This is a genomic window from Rhodobacter sp. P2_H5 (assembly GCF_056403335.1).
In genome coordinates, this window is sequence record NZ_JBFUFS010000005.1 from 282,708 (window position 1) to 303,511 (window position 20,804).

The following is a 20,804-nucleotide window of genomic DNA, read 5'->3' on the forward strand; positions in this document are numbered from 1 at the left end:
CCGGATCAATGACCGGATCAGGAGAGACAGAATGATACATTTCACCATCAACGGAAAACCGGTCGAGGTCGATGTCGAGGATGACACCCCGCTGCTCTGGGTGATCCGCGACGAGGTCGGGCTTACGGGCACCAAATTCGGCTGCGGCATCGGCATGTGTGGCGCCTGCACCGTCCATGTCGGCGGGCGGGCCACGCGGTCCTGCATCACGCCGGTCTCCTCGGTCATGGGCGCCGAGATCACCACGATCGAAGGCCTTGACGCCAAGGACGCCCATCCGGTGCAGGAGGCCTGGCGCAATCTGCGCGTGCCGCAATGCGGTTATTGCCAGTCGGGCCAGATCATGCAGGCGGCAGCGCTGCTGAAGGATCTGCCGGATCCTTCGGACGAGGATATCGACGCGGTGATGACCGGCAACCTCTGCCGCTGCATGACCTATGTCCGCATCCGCGCGGCCGTGCGCGAAGCGGCCACTGCGATGAAAGGGACTGTGACCAATGGGTAAGCTCATCAACACCGCCCAGGGCACGCCCCTGACCACGCTCAGCCGCCGGGGCTTTCTGGTCTCGATGACCCTGGCCGGGGCGGCCTTCGGTTTTCCGCGTCTGGCGCGCGCCGCGATGGACCCGGCCACCGCCGATGGCGTGCCGCCCGCTGCGACGGGTGCCGTCTACGAACCGGCGATCTGGTACAGCATCGACAGCGCCGGCAAGGTCAACGTCAACATCATCCGGGCCGAGATGGGCCAGCATGTCGGCACCGCCATCGCCCGCATCCTCGCCGACGAGCTGGAGGCGCCCTGGCAGGATGTCCGCATCACCCATGTCGATTCCGACCCGAAATGGGGATTGATGGTCACCGGCGGCAGCTGGTCGGTCACCCAGAGCTGGCCGATCTACCGGCAGGCCGGCGCGGCGGGCCGCACGGCCCTGATCGAGGCCGCTGCGGCGAAATGGGGTGTCGAAGCCTCGACCTGCATCGCCGCCAACGGGCGCGTCACCTCGGGCAGCAATGCGGCGTCCTATGGCGAGCTGGTCGCCGCTGGCCTGACCCGCAGCTTCACCGAGGACGAGCTGAAGGCCCTACCCCTGAAGCCCAATGCAGAGATGCGACTGGTGGGCCAGGATGTGCAGGCGCTGGACATTGCCAACAAGACCAATGGCAAGGCGATCTACGGGATTGATGCCAAGATCGAGGGCATGGTCTATGCCGCCCCGATCCTGCCGCCGACGCGGCTGGGATCGACCGTCACGGCGGTGGACGATGCTGCGGCCAAGGGGGTGAAAGGCTATCTGCAGACCCTGACGCTGGACGACCCTTCGGGCACCGTGCCGGGCTGGGTCATGGTGATTGCGCAAAGCCACATGGCCGCACAGCGCGCCGCCGAAAAGGTCAAGGTCACCTGGACCGCTGGCCCGACCGCCACCGTGACCGAGGCGCAGATCCAGGACCATGCCCGGACGCTCATCGCCGATCCGACCAAGGGCGCGATCCTCGACACCGGCAATTCGGATACCGATCCGGTCTTCAAGGCGGCCAGTGACCAGATCGCGGCGGAATACACCACCTCGACCGTGCTGCACTTCCAGCTGGAGCCGTTGAACGCCACCGTCTTCCGCAATCCCGAAGGCGTGTGGGAGATCCATACCGGCAACCAGTGGCAATCGCTGATCCTGCCGGTGCTGCAGACCGCGCTTGGCGTGCCCGAGGGCAAGGTGGTGATGCGGACCTATATGCTCGGCGGCGGCTTTGGCCGCAGGCTCAACGGGGATTATGCGGTGCCGGTGGCGCTGGCCTCGAAGATGCTGGACGGCAAGCCGGTCAAGATGGTGATGGCGCGGCCGAATGACGTGCTGTTCGACAGCCCGCGTTCGGCCTCGGTGCAGGCGCTGAAGATGGCCTTTGACGCCAAGGGCGTGGTGGTGGGGATGGAGCATCACGCCTCGGCCGGTTGGCCGACCGAGGTCATGGTGCCTGCCTTCATGCCCAAGGGCACCAATGGCCAGCCCTATGACCCCTTTGCCATCGCGGGCGCCGACCATTGGTACGAGGTGGGCGCGCAGAAGGTGCGGGCGGTATCGAATGATCTGGCCAACCAAACCTTCCGCCCGGGCTGGCTGCGCTCGGTAGGACCTGGCTGGACCAACTGGGCGCTGGAAAGCTTCATGGACGAGGCGGCGCACAAGCTGAACCGCGATCCCCTGGAGTTCCGCCTGAGCCTCTTGACCGGCGAAGGCCGCAATGCCGGCGTGGCGCCGACCTCGGTCGGCGGGGCGAAACGGCAAGCGGCGGTGGTGAAACGGGCGGCGGAACTGGCGGGTTGGGGCACCAAGCTCGCCGATGACACGGCGATCGGGATTGCGACCAGCTTTGGACAGGAACGCGACGTGCCGACCTGGGTCGCCTGCGCGGCCCGGGTCAAGGTCGACCGCAAGACCGGTCAGGTCACGGTCGAAAAACTGACCATGGTCACCGATGCCGGCACCGTGGTCGACCCCGACAGCGCGTTGGCCCAAACCCAGGGCGCGGCGCTTTGGGGTCTGTCGATGGCGCTGTACGAGGGGACCGAGATCGACGCGGGCAATGTCCGCGACCGCAATCTGGACACCTATACGCCCCTGCGGATGATCGACACGCCTGAGATCGAGGTCGAGTTCCTGCCCAGCACCGAAGCGCCGGTTGGCCTGGGCGAGCCTTCGACGACCGTGGTGGCCCCGGCCATCGGCAACGCGATCTTCAACGCGGTGGGGGTGCGCCTGCGCCACCTGCCGATCACGCCGCAAGCGATCCTGGACGGCCTGAAGGTCTGAAGGGGCTGAAATGAAGAAAGGCGAGGTCCCTGTCCCGGGGCCTCGCCTTTTCATTTGGGGTTCGGTCTGCTGATGCCGTTCAAATCAAAGGCGCGCTGACGCGCAAGTCTTTGTCTCGCCTCTGGCCTGCGGCCAACCGGCTCGGGTTACGCCTCCGGCGGGAGTATTTGGGCAGAGTGCAAAGGGAGGTCAGCGCACCTTCAGCGTGGCGAGGCCGACCATGGCGAGGATCAGGCTGATGATCCAGAAGCGGATCACGATCTGTGGTTCGGCCCAGCCGCGCTTTTCGAAGTGGTGGTGGATGGGGGCCATCAGGAAGATGCGTTTCTTGGTGCGCTTGTAGTAGAGGACCTGGATGATCACCGAGAGCGCCTCGACCACGAAGAGGCCGCCGACGATGGCGAGGACGATTTCGTGCTTGATGCAGACGGCGATGGCGCCGAGCGCGCCGCCCAAGGCCAGCGAGCCGGTGTCGCCCATGAAGACCGCGGCCGGCGGGGCGTTGTACCACAGGAAGCCAAGGCCCGCACCGAAGAGGGCGGCGGAGAAGATCAGGATCTCACCGGTGCCGGGGACGAAATGCACCCCGAGGTATTCGGCGAAATTGAAGTTGCCGACGACATAGGAGATCACGCCCAGCGTCGCCCCGGCGATCATCACCGGCATGATGGCGAGGCCGTCCAGCCCGTCGGTCAGGTTGACCGCATTGGCGGAGCCTACGATCACCAGCATGCCGAAGGGGATGAAGAAATAGCCGAGGTTGAAAAGCGCGTTCTTGAAGACCGGCAGGGCCAGGGTATTGGTCAGCCCCTCGGGGTGGAAGCGGGCGGCGGCATAGGTCGCCAGCGCCGCGATCAGCAGGCCAAGGCCCATCCGGATGCGCGAGGAGACGCCCTTGGTGTTCTGCTTGGTCACCTTGGCATAGTCATCGGCGAAACCGATCATCCCGAAGGCCAGCGTCACCAGAAGCACGATCCAGATATAGGGATTGTCGAGACGCGCCCAGACCAGGGTCGAGAACATCAGCGAGGACAGGATCAGAAGCCCGCCCATCGTCGGCGTGCCGGCCTTGGAGAGGTGGCTTTGCGGGCCATCGTCGCGGATCGGCTGGCCCTTGCCCTGCTTGCGGCGCAACAGGTCGATCAGCGGCCGCCCGAAGATGAAGCCGAAAATCAGCGCCGTCAGGAAGGCGCAGCCCGCCCGAAAGGTGATGTATTTGAAAAGGTTGAATACACCGCCACCCTCAGCGAATTGCGTCATCCAGTAGAGCATCATTCCCCTCCAAATCCATGGGAAGCGGTGGATTGGCCTAATTTCTTGAGGGCGTCAACGAGGAGCGACACTTTTATGCCTTTCGAGCCTTTGACGAGCACCACATCGCCGGCATCGGCAAGGCTTCGCGCACGGGGCAGCAGGTCCTTGGCGTCTTCCACCCACTCGCCACGCTGGGCGCGCGGCAGAAGCTCCCATAGGGATTTCATCCGCGGGCCGACGCAGTGGATCTGGGTGATCTTCTCCAGCCCCGGATGGCGGGCGATGGCCTGATGCAGGGCGATCTCGGTCGAACCCAGTTCCAGCATGTCGCCGAGAATCGCAACACGGCGGCCTTGTGCGATGCGGCCCGGGCCATCCTCGGGCACCGCGGCGATCAGCACGTCGAGCGCCGCCGCCAGCGAGGTCGGGTTGGCGTTGTAGGCGTCGTCGATCAGGTCGAAGCCGAGGTTCTCCACCGCGTCGAGGAGGATGCGCTCGCGCATGCCCCTGCCGGGCGGCGGGGTCCAGCGGCCCAGGTCGGTGGCCGAGATCACCGGATCGAGGCCCAGCGCCGCCGCGACCGCGAGGGCGCCGAGGCCGTTGGTCGCAAAGTGGCGGCCCGGGCTGAGGACCTTGAAGAGGAAGGGCTGGCCCAGATGTTCGGCCCGCACGATGGTGGCGCGGTCGCAGAGCGTCGCCGAATTCATCCGGTAGTCGGCGTCTTCGCTGCTGCCGAAAGTCACGACCCGGGCTCCGGCAGCCTTGGCGGCGGCGATCAGGATCGGCGAGGTCTCTTGCCCGGCGGGCACGACGGCGGTGCCGCCGGGTTCCAGCCCTTCAAAGATCGCGGCCTTTTCGCGGGCGATGCCGTCGAGGCCACCGAAGGCCTCCAGATGGGCGGCGGCGATGATGGTGATCAGGGCGACGTGCGGGCGGGCAAGGCGCGCCAGCGGCGCGATCTCGCCGGGGTGGTTCATGCCGATCTCGATCACCGCGAAGTCGGAGGCCTGCGGCATCCGGGCCAGCGTCAGGGGCACGCCCCAGTGGTTGTTGTAGCTCGCCTCGGCGGCGTGGACGCGGCCTTGGCCCGAGAGGATCGCGCGCAGCATCTCCTTGGTCGAGGTCTTGCCGACCGATCCGGTGACGCCCACGACCCGCGCCTTGGTGCGGGCGCGGCCGGCCTGACCCAGAAGGGTCAGCGCCGCCAGCACATCGTCCACGATCAGCAGGGGCGCCCCAGGGCTGACCCCTTCGGGGATGCGCGAGACGAGCGCGGCGGCGGCCCCCTTGGCGAGGGCCGTCGCCACGAAGTCGTGGCCGTCGCGGACATCCTTCAGGGCGACGAACAGATCGCCCGGCTGCAGCGTTCGGGTGTCGATCGACACGCCCTGTGCCGCCCAATCCGTGGTGGTCCGCCCGCCGGTTGCCGCAGCGGCCGCGTCCGAGGTCCAGAGAATCTCCGTCATATCACACCATCCAGCGCCGCCACGGCGATGCTCGCCTGTTCCACATCGTCAAAGGGGTAGATGTCGCCCTTGATCACCTGCCCCGTCTCATGCCCCTTGCCCGCGACCAGCAGGGCATCCCCCGGGCCGAGGGCATCGACCCCGCGCAGGATGGCCTCGGCGCGGTCGCCGACCTCGTTCGCCTCGGGGCAGGCCTGCAGGATGGCGGCGCGGATCGCGGCGGGGTCTTCCGAGCGCGGGTTGTCGTCAGTCACGAAAAGCACATCGGCATGATCACGCGCCGCCTGCCCCATCAGGGGCCGCTTGCTGCGGTCACGGTCGCCACCGGCGCCAAAGACCACGACGATGCGGCCCATGACATGGGGGCGCAGCGCCGTCAGGGCGGTGGCGATGGCGTCGGGCGTATGGGCATAGTCGACAAAGACCGAAGCGCCGTTCTTGCGGGTGGCCGCAAGCTGCATCCGCCCGCGCACGCCGGTCAGCTGCGGCAGGGTGGCAAAGACATCGCCCGGGGCCTCCCCGGCTGCGATGACAAGGGCTGCGGCAAGGGCCACATTCTCGGCCTGGAACCCGCCGATCAGGTTGAACCGGGACTGGTAGGTCACGCCCCGGAACGACAGGCGCAGATCCTGCCCCGTGGCGTCAAAGCGCTGGCCCAGCAGGCGCAGATCGGCCTCCGGCCCGTGGCCGAGGGTGATCACCCCCTCGCCCCGGTGGCGCGCCATCGCGGCCAGCTCTGGCCCCTTGGGGTCGCTCAGGTTGATCACCGCCACGCCTTCGGGCGGCAGAACCCGGGTGAAAAGCCCGGCCTTGGCGGCGAAATAGGCCTCGAAGGTCTTGTGATAGTCGAGGTGGTCTTGCGTGAAATTGCTGAACCCCGCCGCCTTCAGCTTGACACCGTCCAGCCGGCGCTGGTCAAGCCCGTGGGAGGAGGCCTCCATCGCCGCATGGGTCACCCCGGCCTCCGCCGCCTCGGCCAGCATCTTGTGCAGGGTGATCGGGTCCGGCGTGGTATGGGCGGAAGGCGCCGCCCAGGCACCCTCGACGCCGGTGGTGCCGATGTTGATCGCGGCATGGCCAAGCAGCATCCAGATCTGCCGGCAGAAGGTCGCGGTCGAGGTTTTGCCATTGGTCCCGGTCACCGCGACCATCGTCGCAGGCTGCGCGCCAAACCACAGGGCGGCGGCGCGGGCCAGAGCCTCGCGCGCATCTTCGGCCACGACCAGCGCCACCCCTTGGCCATGGGGCACCGCTTCGAGCGCCTCTTGCGCGAGGCTGGCGCCGAGGACATCCGTCAGGATGGCCGAGGCGCCAGCACCCACCGCCGCCGGGATGAAACTGGCGCCATGGGCGGCCGATCCGGGCAAGGCGGCAAACAGAAAGCCCGGCCGCACGGCGCGGCTGTCGGCGGTCAGACCCGTCACAAGGGGATCACGGCCTGCCCTTGCGGACAGGCCGAGGTGTGACAGGGATTTGGCGGCGGGGCTCGCAGCGGGACTCATGAACTCTTACTCCTGCGCCACCGGGTCTTTGGCCGGGGCATTGAACGCGGCCACCGAGGCCAGATCGTTCGTCGCAAACTGGGGGCGCAGCCCCAGCAAGGGGCCGACCCGGCGGATGATCTCGCCCGCCACCGGCACGGCGGTGTAGCCCGCCGTGCGGCGCGGCTTCAGGCCCGCGGTCTCTACCGCCTCGTCCAGCGTCACCACCAGCGCATATTTCGGATCATTGGCCGGAAAGACTGAAGCGAAGGTGTTGATGATCTTGTCATGGTCGTAGCCCGCACCGTTCTTCTTGGGCTTTTCGGCCGTCCCGGTCTTGCCGGCCACTTCATAGCCCGGCACATCGGCGAAGGTCGCGGTGCCTTCGGTGACCACGCGACGCATCATCTGCACGCAGGCCAGCGCGGTCGATTGCGTGATCACCCGCGGCCCCGGCGTATGGGTCTCCGAATGCAAGAGCGTCGGCGTGACCTTCAGCCCGCCGTTGGCGATGGTCGAATAGGCCGCGGCCAGGTTCAACAGGCTGGTCGACACCCCATGCCCGTAGGACGCCGTCACCGTGACGATCCCCGACCAGTTCTTCGGCACCAGGGCCCGGGCCGAGGGCGCCTCGATCAGCTCGACCTGGGGCGCATCCAGAAGGCCCATCGTCTTGAGGAACGCCTGCTGCCGCTCGCCCCCGATCATCAACCCGATATGCGCCGCCCCGATGTTGGACGACACCGCGATGATATCGGCCACCGATTTCGTCGGACCATAGTTGTGGTTGTCGAATTCGTTGATCCGGAAGCCGTCATAGACGAAGGGCTGCTTGGTATCCACTTGGGTATCGGGCGTCACCAGCCCGAGGTCCATCGCCTGGGCCACAGCGAAGATCTTGAAGGTCGAGCCGAGCTCGTACACTCCCTGCACCGAGCGGTTGAACAGGGGATTGTCCGAAGGATCGACCGAGGGCGGAATGCCGGGCCGGTCGTTGGGGTCGAAATCCGGCAGGCTGGCCATGGCGAGGATCTCGCCGGTGTGCACATCCATCAGGATCGCCGCCGCACCCTTGGCCTGCAGGGTGTGCATGCCGGTCGACAGCACCTCCTCGACATTGGCCTGCAGGGTCAGGTCGATCGACAGGGTCAAGGGGTTGCCCGATTGCGCCGGGTCATGCAGGCGCGCGTCCATCGCCTTCTCGATCCCCGCCGTGCCGATCACCTCGGCCGAATCGACGCCCTCCGCACCAAAGGCGGCACCGCCGAGGATATGGGCCGCAAGGTTGCCGTTGGGATAAAGCCGCATCTCGCGCGGGCCGAAGTACAGGCCGGGATCGCCGATCTCGTGCACTTTCTGCATCTGCTCCGGGCTCAGCACCTTGCGGACCCAAAGGAAGCTGCGGCCATCGGTGAAGCGGCGCTCCAGCGCCTTGGCGTCCATCTCGGGGAAAATCGCGGCCAGCTCGGTCGCGGCATGGACCGGGTCCACCATGTCGCGTGGCTGGGCGTAAAGCGAATGGGTCAGCATGTTGGTCGCCAGAATCCGGCCATTGCGGTCGAGAATGTCCGAACGCTGCGCCGTGATCTCGGACCCGCCCGCCGCGGTGCGCGGTTCGCTGGGTTCCGAGGCCGCAAGCGTGCCCATCCGCGCCCCGATCACGCTGAAAGCGATGAAAAAGCCGAAAGCCAGGACCATCAGCCGGCGTTCCGCCCGGGCGCGGGATTTGTCGCGCATCGCCTCGTGGCGGATCGCGATGTTTTCCTTCTCGATCGTGTCGGGGTTTTCCCCCTTGGCGCGCGCCTCCAGGATGCGGGCCAGCGGACGAAGCGGCGTGCGGATCATGGAATTTGCTCCCCGATGACGGCGGCTTTGGCAGCGGGTTTCACTGCAGGTTTCACTGCCGGCTTGATGACCGGTTTGGCGGCGGCTGTCACCGCCGTCTTGGCCACCGGTGTTGTGGCCGGCTTGGCTGTCGGTTTCGCTGCGGGTTTGACCACAGGCTTGGCGGCAGCCTTCACGACCGGCGCGGCGGCGGCCTCGACCGCCGCATCGACGGCGGTTTGGGCCGCAGTCTTGGCCACAGTCTTGGTCGCAGTCTTGGTCGCGACCGGCTGGGCTGCCACATCTGCCGGACGTGCCGCCGGTTTCAGCGCGGCCTTGACCGGGGTTGCGGCCACGGGCTGCGCCGCCGCTTTCGCATCGTTCTGGATGGCGGGTTTCGCTGCCGGCTTCGCCGCAGGCTTGGCGACCGAGGAGACCAGGATCGTCGCCGCCGCCGTGGTCGCAACCGCCGCAGCCACCTTGGGCGCCGCGTCCTTGGCAACCGCGTTCTTCGGCGCCGCAGTCTTCGCCGCCGCGACCTTCGGGGCGGCGATCTTGGCCACCACAGGCTCCGGCGCTGCCCCCAGATCCGGCGCATCCAGCGAACCTTCGGTGGCCACGGTGCCGGTGATGACAACGGCGGGCGGCGGCGGCATCTGGATCTGGTTGGCGCTGCTCAGCTGGTCAGGGTCGATCGGCATCAGACCCAGCCGGTCAAAGTTCATTGCTGCCAGATCGCGCAGCCGCGCCGGCCGGTTGAGGTAAGCCCACTCCGCCTTCTGCATCGCGATCTCGTCGCGCAGCGAGGCGATCTCATCCTGCACGGCGGCCATCTTCTTCAACTGGTGCTGGGTCGCGTAATTCTCGCGGTAGGCCCAGAAGGCCAGGCCGAGGACGGCCAGAAAGGACAGGATGTAAAGCACAGGGCGCATTCAGCGGCTTCCTTTATAGGCGGCGTGGGTGCGGGCGTTCTGCGATTTGGAGTTTTGCAACTTCGAGGTCTGCGGCACGTCGATATCGGCGGGGTTGACCGCGACCGGCGGGGCGGCGGTCCGGCGCGCCACGCGCAGCTTGGCCGAGCGGGCGCGCGGATTGTCCTGAAGCTCTTCCTCGTCCGGCTCGATCGCGCGCTTGTTGATCAGATCGAAGCGGGCGGTGCTGGTGGCCTTGACGGGGGCATAGCGATTGGCATTGGCCTCGTTCCCCGAGGCCTGCTGGAAAAAGCGTTTGACGATGCGGTCTTCCAGGCTGTGGAAGGTCACAACCGCCAGCATCCCGCCGGGCTTCAGCGCGCGTTCGGCGGCGGCAAGTCCCTGAGCCAGTTCGGAAAACTCGGCATTGACGGCGATGCGCAGGGCCTGAAAGCTGCGGGTGGCCGGATGGCTCTGCCCGGGCTTCGGCCGCGGCAGACAGCGCGAGATGACCTCGGCCAGCTGCAAAGTCGTCTCGAAGGGCGCCTTGGTTCGCGCCTCGACAATCGCGCGGGCGATCCGGCGCGAGGCGCGCTCTTCGCCATAGACATAGAGGATATCGGCGATCTCGCCCTCGCCCGCCGTGTTGACGATATTGGCGGCGGACTGGCCCTCCTGGCTCATCCGCATGTCGAGGGGGCCGTCTTTCTGAAAGGAAAACCCGCGCTCGGCCTGGTCGATCTGCATCGAGGAGATGCCAAGGTCGAGAACAACCCCGTCCAGCGGCTCGCCGGCGAGGCTATCAAGCTGCGAGAAGGTCCCCTCAACCAGTTTCAGCCGGTCGCCATAAGCGCCGGCCCAGGGGGCAGCCATCTGATGCGCCAGGGGGTCGCGGTCGATGCCGATGACCTTGGCGGCCCCGGCCTCCAGCAAGCCACGGGCATAGCCCCCTGCCCCGAAGGTGCCATCAAGCCAGACGCCGCCGACCGGTGCGACGGCCTCCAGCAAAGGACGCAGCAAAACCGGGATATGTGGTTTGCGATCGGGCAGCGGATCGCTTGTCTGCACTTCGTCCCCCTAAATGGTTGTCTGGAGCAGCGACGACGGGTCGGCACCGGCGAGAAGTTTGGATTCCAGCGCCTGAATGACAGGCTTGCGGCGCAGACGGTAGGTGTCGGCGCGCCAGATGCGGAAAGAATGCTTGGAGCCGATGAAGGCCAGTTCGACCTCTTCCTTCGGCAGGTCAAGCTTTTCGCGGACCTGCGGCGGCGGGCTGAAGCGGCCGTCCTTGTCGGTCTCGATGCTGACGGATTGTTCGTAGAAAATGGCGTTGGCAAGCTCGTATTCATCCGAGCCCATCGGCAGCTGGCTGATCCGGCGGTCCAGTTCCTCGGCCCCGGCTTGCGTGAAGCCTTCGACAAAGGCGCGGTCGGTGCCGCCATAGACCAGAAGGATCTGAAAACCGGCGCCCGAGGCGGGTTTGTCGGCGGCATCAAAGACATGTCGGAAGGGCGCGGGCAGCATGACGCGGCCCTTGGAATCTACCTTCAGGTAGTGTTCGCCCCTGAACGTCTCTGTCGCCACGGCCTTGCGGCCTCCTTGTAAGCCCCAAGCACAGGGCGTAAAAAAATACGGCGGACCTTGCTGCTGCCACTGCAGGGTCCGCCGCCTGTCCCATCGCTGGGCGTCCGGCTTCGCGCGCCATCTTGGGGGAGATGTCTGCTCGCGCCACGCGCCGGATTCGATTGTCTTTTTTGAGAGGGGGTAGCCTGTATGAACCTGCCTCTGGCTCTTTTATTTTGGGCTTGTCGTCCGCCCTGTAAGTACTGCCCGTCTCTTGAGATGTTTATGCCCGGGAGGTCGCCCCACTTCAAGGGAAATTTCGGGAAAGCGCCCCACTTGTTGTTCTCGAGCCGCGCCGCGCGCAAGATCTTGTTCGCAAAAATCCATAGCTAGTGGGGCGACTGCGAACGCTCCCCAGATTTAGCGGGCGCACAGCCTCACAAGAACCGCCGCCTGTTGCTTGAAAATCACACAAAATCGGGGGCCGATCGTCCGGAAACCACCCGGTGGGGCAGTTTCCCGGAGAAATCACGCCGAATCACCCGCGCGTGATCGCCCGTGAGGCCGCGACCGTCCGGGTTTTCCCGAATCCGCCGCCTCAGGGCGCGGTCTGGTGGGGCGGTTTCCCGGACAGAACCCTCCACCGGGCACCTGGCGCGCCTCGCCCCCTTCATCCAGACCCAAATATCCATGACAGGGTCCACATAAGCGCAGGGCCGGAAGGATCTCTCCCCCCGGCCCTGCCCTGTTCCTTGCCTCAACCCATCCCGCCGTCGATCAGCCGCCGGGCGAGCCGCATGTAAGGCTCGGCCAAGGGGCTGTCGGTCGCCGCAATCGGCGTGCCGGCATCGCCGGCCATCCGCACCTCCAGATTGAGGGGCAATTCGCCGAGGAAGGGCAGGTCCAGCTTCAGGGCTTCGGCCGCCACGCCGCCATGACCGAAGATATGCGCCTCATGGCCGCAGTTCGGGCAGATATAGGTGGACATGTTCTCGATCAGGCCCAGAACCGGCACCTTCAGCTTGGAGAACATGTCGAGCGCCTTCCGCGCATCCAGCAGCGCCACGTCCTGCGGGGTGGAGACGACGATGGCCCCGGTCAGATGCGTGCGCTGCGCCAGCGTCAGCTGCACGTCGCCGGTGCCGGGCGGCAGGTCGATGACCAGCACGTCAAGCTGCCCCCAGGCCACCTGGTTGATCAGCTGCTGCAAGGCGCCCATCAGCATCGGCCCGCGCCAGATCACCGCCTCGTCTTCCTTCAGCATCAGACCGATCGACATCATGGTGACGCCATGCGCGATCAAAGGCTCGATCGTCTTGCCGTCGGGCGAGGCCGGGCGCTTGGAGACGCCCATCATCCGCGGCTGGCTCGGGCCGTAGATATCGGCGTCCAGCAGCCCGACCCGCCGCCCCTGCCGCGCCAAGGCCACCGCGAGGTTCGAGGCGACCGTCGATTTGCCGACCCCGCCCTTGCCCGAGGCCACGGCGATGATCCGGTCGATCCCGCTGACCCGCGCCGGGCCGCCCTGGTGCGGCGTCGGATGGCCGCCGACCTTCAGCGCGGGCGGCGCCGCAGAGGGCGCCGCGGGGGCCGGACGCGCCGCCGGGCCATGCGCCGTCATCACCGCCTGCACGCTGGTCACACCGGGCAAGGCGCGCAGGGCGGCCTCGGCCTCGTGATGCGCCGCGGCCAGGGCGCGCGCCATATCTGGGGTCGGCGCCTCGATGACGAAGCGGATCACACCGTCTTCCATCGTTAGTGCACGAATCAAATCGTCGCTCACCAGGGTGCCGCCGGTGGGTGTGGCAACCCGGGCCAGCACCGCGACAACCGCTTCACGCGTGAGGGACATGGCTTTCTCCTATGCTTAAGGCCTTCGCAAGGTGTTCCGGAATGCAGCAAAGGGCAAGCCAGTGTTAACTTTCTGCCCAATAAAACAGCGATCCCGCTGATAAAGTTGAAGATTTTGTGAAATAAAGCCATGCGCTTGCTGCATGGCGGCATTGAGGCAAGGGGCTATTGTGCAAGCGCAGCAATTGGCCCATGTTTGCCCTAACAGCAACGGACCTGACGGAAACGAACCGCGACGGACCGAACGCCAAGACAAAGAATGTGAGGCTGATGATGGCATATGTGAACTCGACCCGCTCCGTGCAAGTGAGCTTTTCCGACCGCTTCGCCGCGATCGTGAAAGTCGTGAAGGATCAGATCGAACGCCGCCGCGTGTTCAACCAGACCCTCTACGAACTGCGCAACCTGTCGGAGCGTGACCTCTCCGATCTGGGGATGGACCGTTCGTCCCTGGTGAGCGTGGCCCGCGAGGCGGCTTACGGCGCCTGATTTTAATCTTGCCCTGGCCTGCAACCTCCTCCCTGCAGGTCCTTGGTCAAGTGCGGCGACACTGTCCTCCTCCCTGGTGTCGTCGCTTTTCTACAATGGCAGGCAGATCCTGCTGAAGACTTCGAAGGCCCTCTCCTCCTCCCATGGGCCTTTCGGACCGGCGGCGACCCCAACCTCCTCCCTGGGGTTGCCGCCACTCTACCCCGGGGCCTTGCCCCACGAGATGTGTCCAAGCCCAACCTCCTCCCTGGGCAAGGACAACAGCGGCGACATCACCTCCTCCCGGTGTCGCTGCGAAATACGGGCGCAAGCCCGGACGGTGTACGCGGGCCCTCTCCTCCTCCCTCGGGCTCACGGACCAGCGGCAACCCCAACCTCCTCCCTGGGGTTGCCGCACCAACCCATTCGGGGCGCAAAGCCCCAGAGATAGCCGATGCCCAACCTCCTCCCTGGGCAAGGTGATTGCGGCGGCGCCCACCTCCTCCCGGGCTGCCGTCGCGGAATTCGGACCCTCCGGTCCACCGATGTACGCGGGCCCTCTCCTCCTCCCTCGGGCCCACGGACCAGCGGCGATCCCAACCTCCTCCCTGGGATCGCCGCACCTCCCCTTCAGACGTCCGAGACGGCCCGCATTCCTTGCGGGCCTTTTGCATTTCTGCCCCCTGCTGGCGGGACGGCGGGCAAGAAAAAACCACCCGGGCACGAGGCCCGGGTGGTTTCTGCAGAACTGTCAGCGCCGCGCGGTCAGCGCAGCTGCGTCAGCTGATTACCGGCAATAGCCCTGGTCACCAGCGACCGCACCAGCCACGCCGCCGATCAGGGCGCTTTGTGCGAGGTTGTTGCTGGTCGCAGCACCGAGTGCCGCGCCGCCCACGGCGCCGAGCGCCGCGCAATTCGAATTGACACCGTTTTCCATGCAGCCCGAAAGCGCGACGGTGGAAAGAACAGCGAGAAGTGCAAGGGATTTGTACATGTAGAACTGCCTCTTTGAAGGGTTGTTGTGACGCCAGAATCGTACTTTTCGCAGGAATAGGCAAAGGCTGATTTTACCCGTTGGCAATGTTTCGCACATTCGGAGAAAAGTGGCCCGATCCGCAATGGATCGAGCCCGAGTCGAAGGGAAGGTAACAGTCTAAGCGAAGAACGACAGGCAGTCTGCGACCTGCCGGCCTGCTATCAAGGTGGGGCATCGGTGCGGTCATTTCAAACCCCGAAACCCGACAATCGCGGCGCTACGCTGTAATTTGCCATTTTGCCAAGACCTTGCGCGGAAGCGCGCCTATTCGTCCCAGTCGTCGTCGCCACCGCCAAGTGCATCGGGCGCATCCACCGCAAAAACCGCCGGAAAGGACGCACGGGCGCGGGCGACGTCGATCTTCAGCATGGCGTCGTAATCGGCCGGGTTGAACGGGTCTTCCGCCGGCACCACCTCGCGCCCAAACAGCCAGGACAGGCGGCCGGCATCCAGATTGCCGCGCTCGAAGGGCTCCTCGCCGAAATACTGCCAGAGGGCGGCCATGAAGCCTTCATCGGCCAGCCGGTCGGCGTGTTTGCGGTCGCGAAAGCGCTCGCGTTTGGTGATCTTGGTCGGGCCGTCCTTCATATTGGCGCGGCGGATGGTGAATTGAAAATCGGTTCCGGGCAGACGACCGGGGAATCCGCGATGCTTCAGCATGGGCGGGCCTTTCTCAGAGAGGTGTTTGATTGGCCGCAAGAGCCATTCAGAACATCTCCCACTCACAGGCGCCGTCCGCAATGGCGTAAGAGTTGAAAAACTGTGTGGCCTCGGGATGCTCTTCGCCAAAAGGCACGTCGCGGTCCGACATCGAGATCACGATCTCGGCCGGTTTCGGGCCGTTCTGGCTCAGCCGCGGCAGGACATAGGTGGTGCAAAGCCAGTCCATGTCCTTGCCCGCCGTTTCGGCATCGAGCGTGCCACCCTCGCGGGCGATCTCGGGGGCGAGAAAACGGTAGCGCACCGCCAGCCCGTCATTGCCGGGAATGTTCGACAGAACCTCCAGCAGCGTGACCTTCTGGCCCGACGGCAGCGCGATCGGGTCTTCGGCCCGGGCGGCCAAAGGGGCGGCAAGCGGCAGAAGCAGGCAGAGGCCCAAAAGCAGGTGCATGGGGGTCCGGGTGATCATAGCGGGATATTGTCGTGCTTTTTCCAGGGGTTGGTCAGCTTCTTGCTTCTCAGCGAGGCGAAGGCCCGCGCGACCCTTTTGCGGGTCGATTGCGGGCGGATCACCTCGTCGATGAAGCCTTTTTCGGCCGCCACGAAGGGGTTGGCAAAGCGGGTCTCGTAGTCTGCCACGCGGGCCGCGATCTTGTCCTTGTCGCCAAGTTCGGAGCGGTAGAGGATCTCCACCGCGCCCTTGGCCCCCATCACGGCGATTTCCGCCGTCGGCCAGGCATAGTTGAAATCGCCGCGCAGGTGTTTCGACGCCATCACGTCATAGGCCCCGCCATAGGCTTTCCTTGTGATCACAGTCACCTTGGGCACCGTCGCCTCGCCATAGGCGAAGAGCAGTTTCGCGCCGTGCTTGATGACGCCGCCCAACTCCTGCGCCACCCCGGGCAGGAAGCCCGGCACATCGACAAAGGTCAGGATCGGGATTTCGAAGGCGTCGCAGAAGCGGACAAACCGCGCCGCCTTGCGCGAGCTGTCGATGTCCAGACATCCCGCCAGCACCATCGGCTGATTGGCCACCACGCCGACCGTCTGGCCTTCGAGCCGGATGAAGCCGGTGATGATGTTGCCGGCGAAATCGCGTTGGATTTCAAAGAAATCGCCCTCATCCGCGACCTTCAGGATCAGTTCCTTCATGTCATAGGGCTGGTTGGGGTTGTCGGGGATCAGCGTGTCGAGGCTCGACTCCAGCCGGTCGGGCGCGTCGAAGAAGGGGCGGACCGGGGCCTTCTGACGGTTGTTGAGCGGCAAAAAGTCGATCAACCGGCGCGCTTCGGCCAGCATTTCGATGTCGTTCTCATAGGCGCCATCGGCGACCGAGCTTTTCCTGGTATGGGTCGAGGCGCCGCCGAGTTCCTCGGCCGTCACCACCTCGTTCGTCACGGTTTTCACCACATCGGGGCCGGTGACGAACATGTAAGACGAATCCTTCACCATGAAGATGAAGTCGGTCATGGCGGGCGAATAGACCGCCCCACCGGCACAGGGCCCCATGATCAGCGAGATCTGCGGCACCACGCCCGAGGCCATGATGTTCCTTTGAAACACCTCGGCATAGCCGGCCAGCGAGGCCACACCTTCCTGAATCCGCGCCCCACCGGAATCGTTGATCCCGATGACGGGCGCGCCGTTCTGGATCGCCATATCCATGATCTTGCAGATCTTTTCAGCATGGGTTTCCGACAGGGACCCACCGAACACCGTGAAATCCTGGGAAAAGACATAGACCATCCGGCCATTCACCGTGCCCCAGCCGGTCACCACGCCATCGCCCGCGGGCCGGTCGGATTCCATGCCAAAGTCAGTGCAGCGGTGGGCCACGAACATGTCGAACTCTTCGAAGGACCCCTCGTCGAGCAAGAGCTCCACCCGCTCCCGCGCCGTCAGCTTGCCCTTGCCATGCTGCGCCTCGACCCGCCGCAAACCACCCCCCGCCCGCGCCGCCGCACGTCGCGTCTCAAGCTCTGCGAGAATGTCCATGGTGCGCCCCCCCTGCCGGTCCGCCGGTTGTCCCGGCGCTTTGCGCCACCATAGGAGTGCGCCGCCCCTGCCGAAAGCAAAATCCCGTGAAGGAACCACTGTTCGCTTTCATACTTATGCAAATATCCCTCTATGCCCTTGAAACATCTGCCCCCCGCCCTTTTGCCATGCAGCTTGCTGCGCTATGACCGCCAAAACAGCCAAGGTTCCTTTCATGCCCCTGATCCCCGCCCCCATCCTGACCATCCTTTTGCTGATCGGCTCGAACGTCTTCATGACCTTCGCCTGGTATGGCCACCTCAAGTTCAAGACCACCAGCCTGATCACGGTGATCCTCGTCAGCTGGGGCATCGCGCTCTTCGAATACACGCTGCAGGTGCCGGCCAACCGCATCGGCAGCGGCGTCTACAACGCGGCCCAGCTGAAAAGCATCCAGGAGATCATCACCCTGGTGGTTTTTGCGGTCTTCTCGACCTTCTACCTGAAAGAGCCGGTCACCTGGAGCCAGGGCATCGGTTTCGCCTTCATCGCGCTTGGCGGTTTTTTCATCTTCCACAAGTGGTAGGATGCGGGCTTTTGCCCGTGCCGTGCCGTTCCTGTGCCCCGTCGGCCTCTGACGCCGGTCATCGGCCGGCGCAAGGCTTGCGCCCTTTGGGGGGCTTGGCTAACAGGGAAGAAAGCCATGCAAGGAGCCGATGATGCAGATTGACGGAATGATCCGCACGACCTGTCCGCCCGAGAAAGTGGTGGCCCTGCTGGCCGACCCGGAGGCACTGGCCCGGATCGTTCCGGAGGGCTGCGAGGTCGGCGCCAAGACCGGCGAAAGCATCGCCTTCGTGATCCGCCGCAAGGTCGGCCCGATCACGATCAACCTGCACGGCCATCTGATCCTTCACAAGAAGCCCGAGCCCGGCGCCTATACCCTGCAGATCGACGCCTCGCATCTGATCGGCGGCAAGATCAAACTGATGCTGGAGATCGCCGCCGGCCCGGCGCTGAAATGGGACGGCGTGCTGGAATCGCACGGCCTGGCCGGGCGCCTGGTCGAAGACCGCGCCGATTCGGTTCAGATCGGGGTCAAGACCCTGTTCCAGCGTCTGCGCCAGCAGGCCGAGGGTCGCACCCCTGCCCTCAGCGCTGAGAAGTCCGCCAGTTCGGATTGATCCAGGGCTCAAGATTCGAGCGGGCCAGCATGCCCTTGCCCAGGATGTGATCGGCGGCCTTTTCGCCGGTCATGATCGAGGGGCCGTTGAGGTTGCCATTGGTCACTTGCGGGAAGATCGAGCTGTCGGCGACGCGCAGGCCCTCGACCCCGATCACCCGCAGTTCGGGGTCCACCACCGCCATCCGGTCATCCCGCCGCCCCATGCGGGCCGTCCCGCAGGGGTGATAGGCACTTTCGACATGTTCGCGGATGAAGCCGTCCAACTCGGCATCCGATTGCACGGCGGCGCCGGGCTGGATTTCGGACTTGATATAGGGGCGGATCGCGTCCTGCTCGAAAATCTCGCGGGTCAGGCGGATCGTGGTGCGGAAATCCTCCCAATCCGAGGCTTCGGACATATAGTTGAACAGGATCTTCGGCGGCGCCAAGGGATCGGGTGAGCGGAGCGTGACAGCCCCCCGCGATTTCGACCGCATCGGCCCGGTGTGGACCTGAAAGCCGTGACCGTGGGCCGAGGCCTTGCCATCGTAGCGCACAGCGATGGGCAGAAAATGGTATTGGATATCAGGATATTCCACCCCGGCCTTTGAGCGGATGAAGCCGCAGCTTTCAAACTGGTTCGACGCCCCCAGCCCCTTGCCGGTGAACAACCACTGCGCCCCGATCAAGGCCTTGCCCCAGAGGTTCCAGTATTTGTAGAGCGTGATCGGCTGAGAGGCCGCGAATTGCAGATAGAGTTCCAGATGGTCCTGCAGATTGGCGCCGACGCCGGGACGGTCGGCCACCACCGGAATTCCCATTTCCGTCAGATGCGCTGCCGGGCCGATGCCGGAATGCATCAGGATCTTCGGCGTGTTGATGCTGGAGGCGGCAACGATCACCTCGCGGCTGGCCGAGATCACCTCGACCTTGTCGCCGCGCGAGACCTCGACCCCGGTGGCACGACCGTCCTCGATCACCACCTTGCGGGCGAGACCGTAATAGACCTGCACCTTGCCGGTTTTCAGCGCGGGTTTCAGATAAGCATTGGCAGTAGACCAGCGCCGACCCTTCCAGATCGTGGCCTCCATCGCGCCGAAGCCTTCCTGGGCCTGGCCGTTGTAATCTTCGGTGATGTTGTAGCCGGCCTGCCGCCCCGATTCGATGAAGGCGTTGAACAGCGGGTTCTTCCGTGGGCCGCGGGTGATGTGCAAAGGCCCATCGGTGCCGCGAAACTCCGAAGGGGTCTCCGACCCGTGCCAGTTTTCCATCCGTTTGAAATAGGGCAGCACATCGGCATAGGACCAGCCTTGCGCGCCCATGTCCTCCCAGGTGTCAAAGTCGCGGGCGTGGCCGCGGACATAGACCATCCCGTTGATCGAGGAGGACCCGCCGATCACCCTGCCCCGCGGCGTGGCCAGAACTCGCCCGCCCAGATAGGGCTCGGGTTCGGAATGAAAGCCCCAGTCGTAGCGCGCCATGTTCATCGGATAGGACAAGGCCGCCGGCATCTGGATGAAGGGGCCGATATCGGTGCCGCCCGCTTCGATCACCACGACCGAATGGCCCGCCTCGCCCAGACGGTAAGCCAGGGCCGAACCCGCCGAACCCGAACCGATGATCACATATTCCGCCTGCATCCTGCTTTCGCACCCGAAGGCACGCCTCTTTCTGGTCTGAACCCCTGACGCGCCCTCCGCTGAGGCCCGCGTCTTTCACTTCAAATTGGTCAACTGCGCCCGCAGATAATCCAGCGCCACGGCCACCGCCGCCGCCCCGTCCGGCGGGCCGGATTTCAACACTTCCCGCAGATAAAGCCCGTCGATCAGCGCGCCGATGCCATCGGCGATCGCCTCGGCCCGCGCGCCCGCCAGGGGCCGCAAGCCGACCAGCAGGTTCGACCGCAGCCGCCGCTGATAGACCGCAAGCAGGCGACGCGCCTCGGGCACGGTCTGCGCCAGGACCCAGAAGTTGAGCCAGGCCCCCACCGCCTCGCGCCGGAAGTTCGCCGGCCCGAAGGAGGCGCGCAAGATCGCCTCCAGCCGTTCGGCCGGCGACTGCGCCACGCACAAGGCACCCCGCACTTCGGCGCCGTAAATCGTCATCACATGGCGCATGGCGGCGAGGAACATCTCTTCCTTGCCGCCGAAATAGTGGTGCGCCAGCGCACTCGACATGCCTGCCCTTTTGGCAATCTGGCTCACCGTCACGTCGAGAGAGCCCGCCCGCCCGATCTCGGTGATCGTGGCTTTGACGAGCGCTTCTTTCCGTATAGGCTCCATTCCAAGCTTCGGCATGTGTTCCTGCTGCTAAAAAGGCTTGCTTTTGGTAGCTAGTCTGA

18 protein-coding genes and 1 pseudogene are annotated in these 20,804 nt (G+C 65.3%); 5 read left to right on the forward strand and 14 right to left on the reverse strand.

What is annotated here, in order from left to right; genetic code table 11:
- Positions 1–31 precede the first annotated feature (31 nt).
- Positions 32–505, forward strand: coding sequence for a (2Fe-2S)-binding protein (locus AC1DVR_RS09285; protein ID WP_478000269.1), 474 nt, complete (start codon positions 32–34; stop codon positions 503–505).
- A complete protein-coding gene (locus AC1DVR_RS09290; RefSeq protein WP_478000270.1) occupies positions 498–2,810 on the forward strand; it encodes a xanthine dehydrogenase family protein molybdopterin-binding subunit in 2,313 nt (770 codons plus the stop codon). The genes AC1DVR_RS09285 and AC1DVR_RS09290 overlap by 8 nt, the downstream gene beginning before the upstream one ends.
- A gap of 189 nt (positions 2,811–2,999) precedes the next feature.
- Here the strand turns inward: AC1DVR_RS09290 and mraY are convergent, their stop codons facing one another.
- The 8 genes and pseudogenes from mraY to AC1DVR_RS09330 form a co-directional block, all read right to left on the reverse strand.
- Entirely contained in the window at positions 3,000–4,082 is a 1,083-nt protein-coding gene (gene mraY / locus AC1DVR_RS09295) for a phospho-N-acetylmuramoyl-pentapeptide-transferase (protein WP_478000271.1), read from the reverse strand.
- A complete protein-coding gene (locus tag AC1DVR_RS09300; protein ID WP_478000272.1) occupies positions 4,082–5,530 on the reverse strand; it encodes a UDP-N-acetylmuramoyl-tripeptide--D-alanyl-D-alanine ligase in 1,449 nt (482 codons plus the stop codon). The genes mraY and AC1DVR_RS09300 overlap by 1 nt, the downstream gene beginning before the upstream one ends.
- Entirely contained in the window at positions 5,527–7,032 is a 1,506-nt protein-coding gene (locus AC1DVR_RS09305; RefSeq protein WP_478000273.1) for a UDP-N-acetylmuramoyl-L-alanyl-D-glutamate--2,6-diaminopimelate ligase, read from the reverse strand. The genes AC1DVR_RS09300 and AC1DVR_RS09305 overlap by 4 nt, the downstream gene beginning before the upstream one ends.
- A gap of 6 nt (positions 7,033–7,038) precedes the next feature.
- On the reverse strand, positions 7,039–8,856 hold the full coding sequence (locus tag AC1DVR_RS09310) for a peptidoglycan D,D-transpeptidase FtsI family protein (protein ID WP_478000274.1): 1,818 nt from the start codon (positions 8,854–8,856) through the stop codon (positions 7,039–7,041).
- Positions 8,857–9,464: 608 nt separating this feature from the next.
- Positions 9,465–9,767, reverse strand: a pseudogene (ftsL, locus tag AC1DVR_RS09315) (cell division protein FtsL); the annotation flags it as partial.
- Positions 9,768–10,814: a 16S rRNA (cytosine(1402)-N(4))-methyltransferase RsmH gene (rsmH, locus tag AC1DVR_RS09320; protein WP_478000275.1), complete on the reverse strand. Its 1,047-nt coding sequence runs from the start codon at positions 10,812–10,814 to the stop codon at positions 9,768–9,770.
- A 9-nt stretch (positions 10,815–10,823) separates the two neighbouring features.
- The gene (locus tag AC1DVR_RS09325) at positions 10,824–11,330 is read right to left on the reverse strand and encodes a division/cell wall cluster transcriptional repressor MraZ (RefSeq protein WP_478000276.1); all 507 of its coding nucleotides are present in this window, start codon (positions 11,328–11,330) and stop codon (positions 10,824–10,826) included.
- 736 nt (positions 11,331–12,066) lie between these two features.
- Positions 12,067–13,161, reverse strand: a complete 1,095-nt coding sequence (locus tag AC1DVR_RS09330) for an Mrp/NBP35 family ATP-binding protein (protein ID WP_478000277.1) — start codon at positions 13,159–13,161, stop codon at positions 12,067–12,069.
- 272 nt (positions 13,162–13,433) lie between these two features.
- On the opposite strand from AC1DVR_RS09330, the gene AC1DVR_RS09335 reads away from it, so the two are divergent.
- Positions 13,434–13,649 carry a YjiS-like domain-containing protein gene (locus AC1DVR_RS09335; protein WP_478000278.1) on the forward strand — a complete coding sequence of 72 codons (216 nt, stop codon included), beginning with the start codon at positions 13,434–13,436 and terminating at the stop codon, positions 13,647–13,649.
- Between the two features lie 766 nt (positions 13,650–14,415).
- On the opposite strand, the gene AC1DVR_RS09340 is transcribed toward AC1DVR_RS09335, so the two are convergent.
- The 4 genes from AC1DVR_RS09340 to AC1DVR_RS09355 all read right to left on the reverse strand — a co-directional run bounded on the left by AC1DVR_RS09340 (position 14,416) and on the right by AC1DVR_RS09355 (position 17,319).
- The gene (locus tag AC1DVR_RS09340) at positions 14,416–14,622 is read right to left on the reverse strand and encodes a hypothetical protein (protein ID WP_478000279.1); all 207 of its coding nucleotides are present in this window, start codon (positions 14,620–14,622) and stop codon (positions 14,416–14,418) included.
- A gap of 306 nt (positions 14,623–14,928) precedes the next feature.
- Positions 14,929–15,324, reverse strand: a complete 396-nt coding sequence (locus AC1DVR_RS09345) for a hypothetical protein (RefSeq protein WP_478000280.1) — start codon at positions 15,322–15,324, stop codon at positions 14,929–14,931.
- A gap of 46 nt (positions 15,325–15,370) precedes the next feature.
- On the reverse strand, positions 15,371–15,793 hold the full coding sequence (locus AC1DVR_RS09350; RefSeq protein WP_478000281.1) for a DUF6497 family protein: 423 nt from the start codon (positions 15,791–15,793) through the stop codon (positions 15,371–15,373).
- Positions 15,790–17,319 carry an acyl-CoA carboxylase subunit beta gene (locus tag AC1DVR_RS09355; protein ID WP_478000282.1) on the reverse strand — a complete coding sequence of 510 codons (1,530 nt, stop codon included), beginning with the start codon at positions 17,317–17,319 and terminating at the stop codon, positions 15,790–15,792. The genes AC1DVR_RS09350 and AC1DVR_RS09355 overlap by 4 nt, the downstream gene beginning before the upstream one ends.
- A gap of 214 nt (positions 17,320–17,533) precedes the next feature.
- Here AC1DVR_RS09355 and AC1DVR_RS09360 point away from each other — a divergent pair, with 214 nt between their 5' ends.
- A complete protein-coding gene (locus tag AC1DVR_RS09360) occupies positions 17,534–17,884 on the forward strand; it encodes a DMT family protein (protein WP_478000283.1) in 351 nt (116 codons plus the stop codon).
- A gap of 133 nt (positions 17,885–18,017) precedes the next feature.
- Positions 18,018–18,482 (forward strand): CoxG family protein, encoded by a 465-nt coding sequence (locus AC1DVR_RS09365; RefSeq protein ID WP_478000284.1) that lies wholly within the window; start codon positions 18,018–18,020, stop codon positions 18,480–18,482.
- On the opposite strand, the gene betA is transcribed toward AC1DVR_RS09365, so the two are convergent.
- Both betA and betI read right to left on the reverse strand, forming a co-directional pair.
- Positions 18,451–20,103 carry a choline dehydrogenase gene (gene betA, locus AC1DVR_RS09370; protein ID WP_478000285.1) on the reverse strand — a complete coding sequence of 551 codons (1,653 nt, stop codon included), beginning with the start codon at positions 20,101–20,103 and terminating at the stop codon, positions 18,451–18,453. The two genes, AC1DVR_RS09365 and betA, sit on opposite strands and share 32 nt — an antisense overlap.
- 75 nt (positions 20,104–20,178) lie before the next feature.
- A complete protein-coding gene (gene betI / locus AC1DVR_RS09375; protein WP_478000286.1) occupies positions 20,179–20,760 on the reverse strand; it encodes a choline-binding transcriptional repressor BetI in 582 nt (193 codons plus the stop codon).
- Between the last annotated feature and the right edge of the window lie 44 nt (positions 20,761–20,804).

Excerpts from the sequence above, each read along its gene's own strand:
- AC1DVR_RS09285 (WP_478000269.1), top strand. The coding sequence starts at position 32 with ATGATACATTTCACCATCAACGGAAAACCGGTCGAGGTCGATGTCGAG.
- AC1DVR_RS09290 (WP_478000270.1), top strand. The coding sequence starts at position 498 with ATGGGTAAGCTCATCAACACCGCCCAGGGCACGCCCCTGACCACGCTC.
- mraY (WP_478000271.1), bottom strand. The coding sequence starts at position 4,082 with ATGCTCTACTGGATGACGCAATTCGCTGAGGGTGGCGGTGTATTCAAC.
- AC1DVR_RS09300 (WP_478000272.1), bottom strand. The coding sequence starts at position 5,530 with ATGACGGAGATTCTCTGGACCTCGGACGCGGCCGCTGCGGCAACCGGC.
- AC1DVR_RS09305 (WP_478000273.1), bottom strand. The coding sequence starts at position 7,032 with ATGAGTCCCGCTGCGAGCCCCGCCGCCAAATCCCTGTCACACCTCGGC.
- AC1DVR_RS09310 (WP_478000274.1), bottom strand. The coding sequence starts at position 8,856 with ATGATCCGCACGCCGCTTCGTCCGCTGGCCCGCATCCTGGAGGCGCGC.
- AC1DVR_RS09330 (WP_478000277.1), bottom strand. The coding sequence starts at position 13,161 with ATGTCCCTCACGCGTGAAGCGGTTGTCGCGGTGCTGGCCCGGGTTGCC.
- AC1DVR_RS09335 (WP_478000278.1), top strand. The coding sequence starts at position 13,434 with ATGGCATATGTGAACTCGACCCGCTCCGTGCAAGTGAGCTTTTCCGAC.
- AC1DVR_RS09340 (WP_478000279.1), bottom strand. The coding sequence starts at position 14,622 with ATGTACAAATCCCTTGCACTTCTCGCTGTTCTTTCCACCGTCGCGCTT.
- AC1DVR_RS09345 (WP_478000280.1), bottom strand. The coding sequence starts at position 15,324 with ATGCTGAAGCATCGCGGATTCCCCGGTCGTCTGCCCGGAACCGATTTT.
- AC1DVR_RS09350 (WP_478000281.1), bottom strand. The coding sequence starts at position 15,793 with ATGATCACCCGGACCCCCATGCACCTGCTTTTGGGCCTCTGCCTGCTT.
- AC1DVR_RS09355 (WP_478000282.1), bottom strand. The coding sequence starts at position 17,319 with ATGGACATTCTCGCAGAGCTTGAGACGCGACGTGCGGCGGCGCGGGCG.
- AC1DVR_RS09360 (WP_478000283.1), top strand. The coding sequence starts at position 17,534 with ATGCCCCTGATCCCCGCCCCCATCCTGACCATCCTTTTGCTGATCGGC.
- AC1DVR_RS09365 (WP_478000284.1), top strand. The coding sequence starts at position 18,018 with ATGCAGATTGACGGAATGATCCGCACGACCTGTCCGCCCGAGAAAGTG.
- betA (WP_478000285.1), bottom strand. The coding sequence starts at position 20,103 with ATGCAGGCGGAATATGTGATCATCGGTTCGGGTTCGGCGGGTTCGGCC.
- betI (WP_478000286.1), bottom strand. The coding sequence starts at position 20,760 with ATGCCGAAGCTTGGAATGGAGCCTATACGGAAAGAAGCGCTCGTCAAA.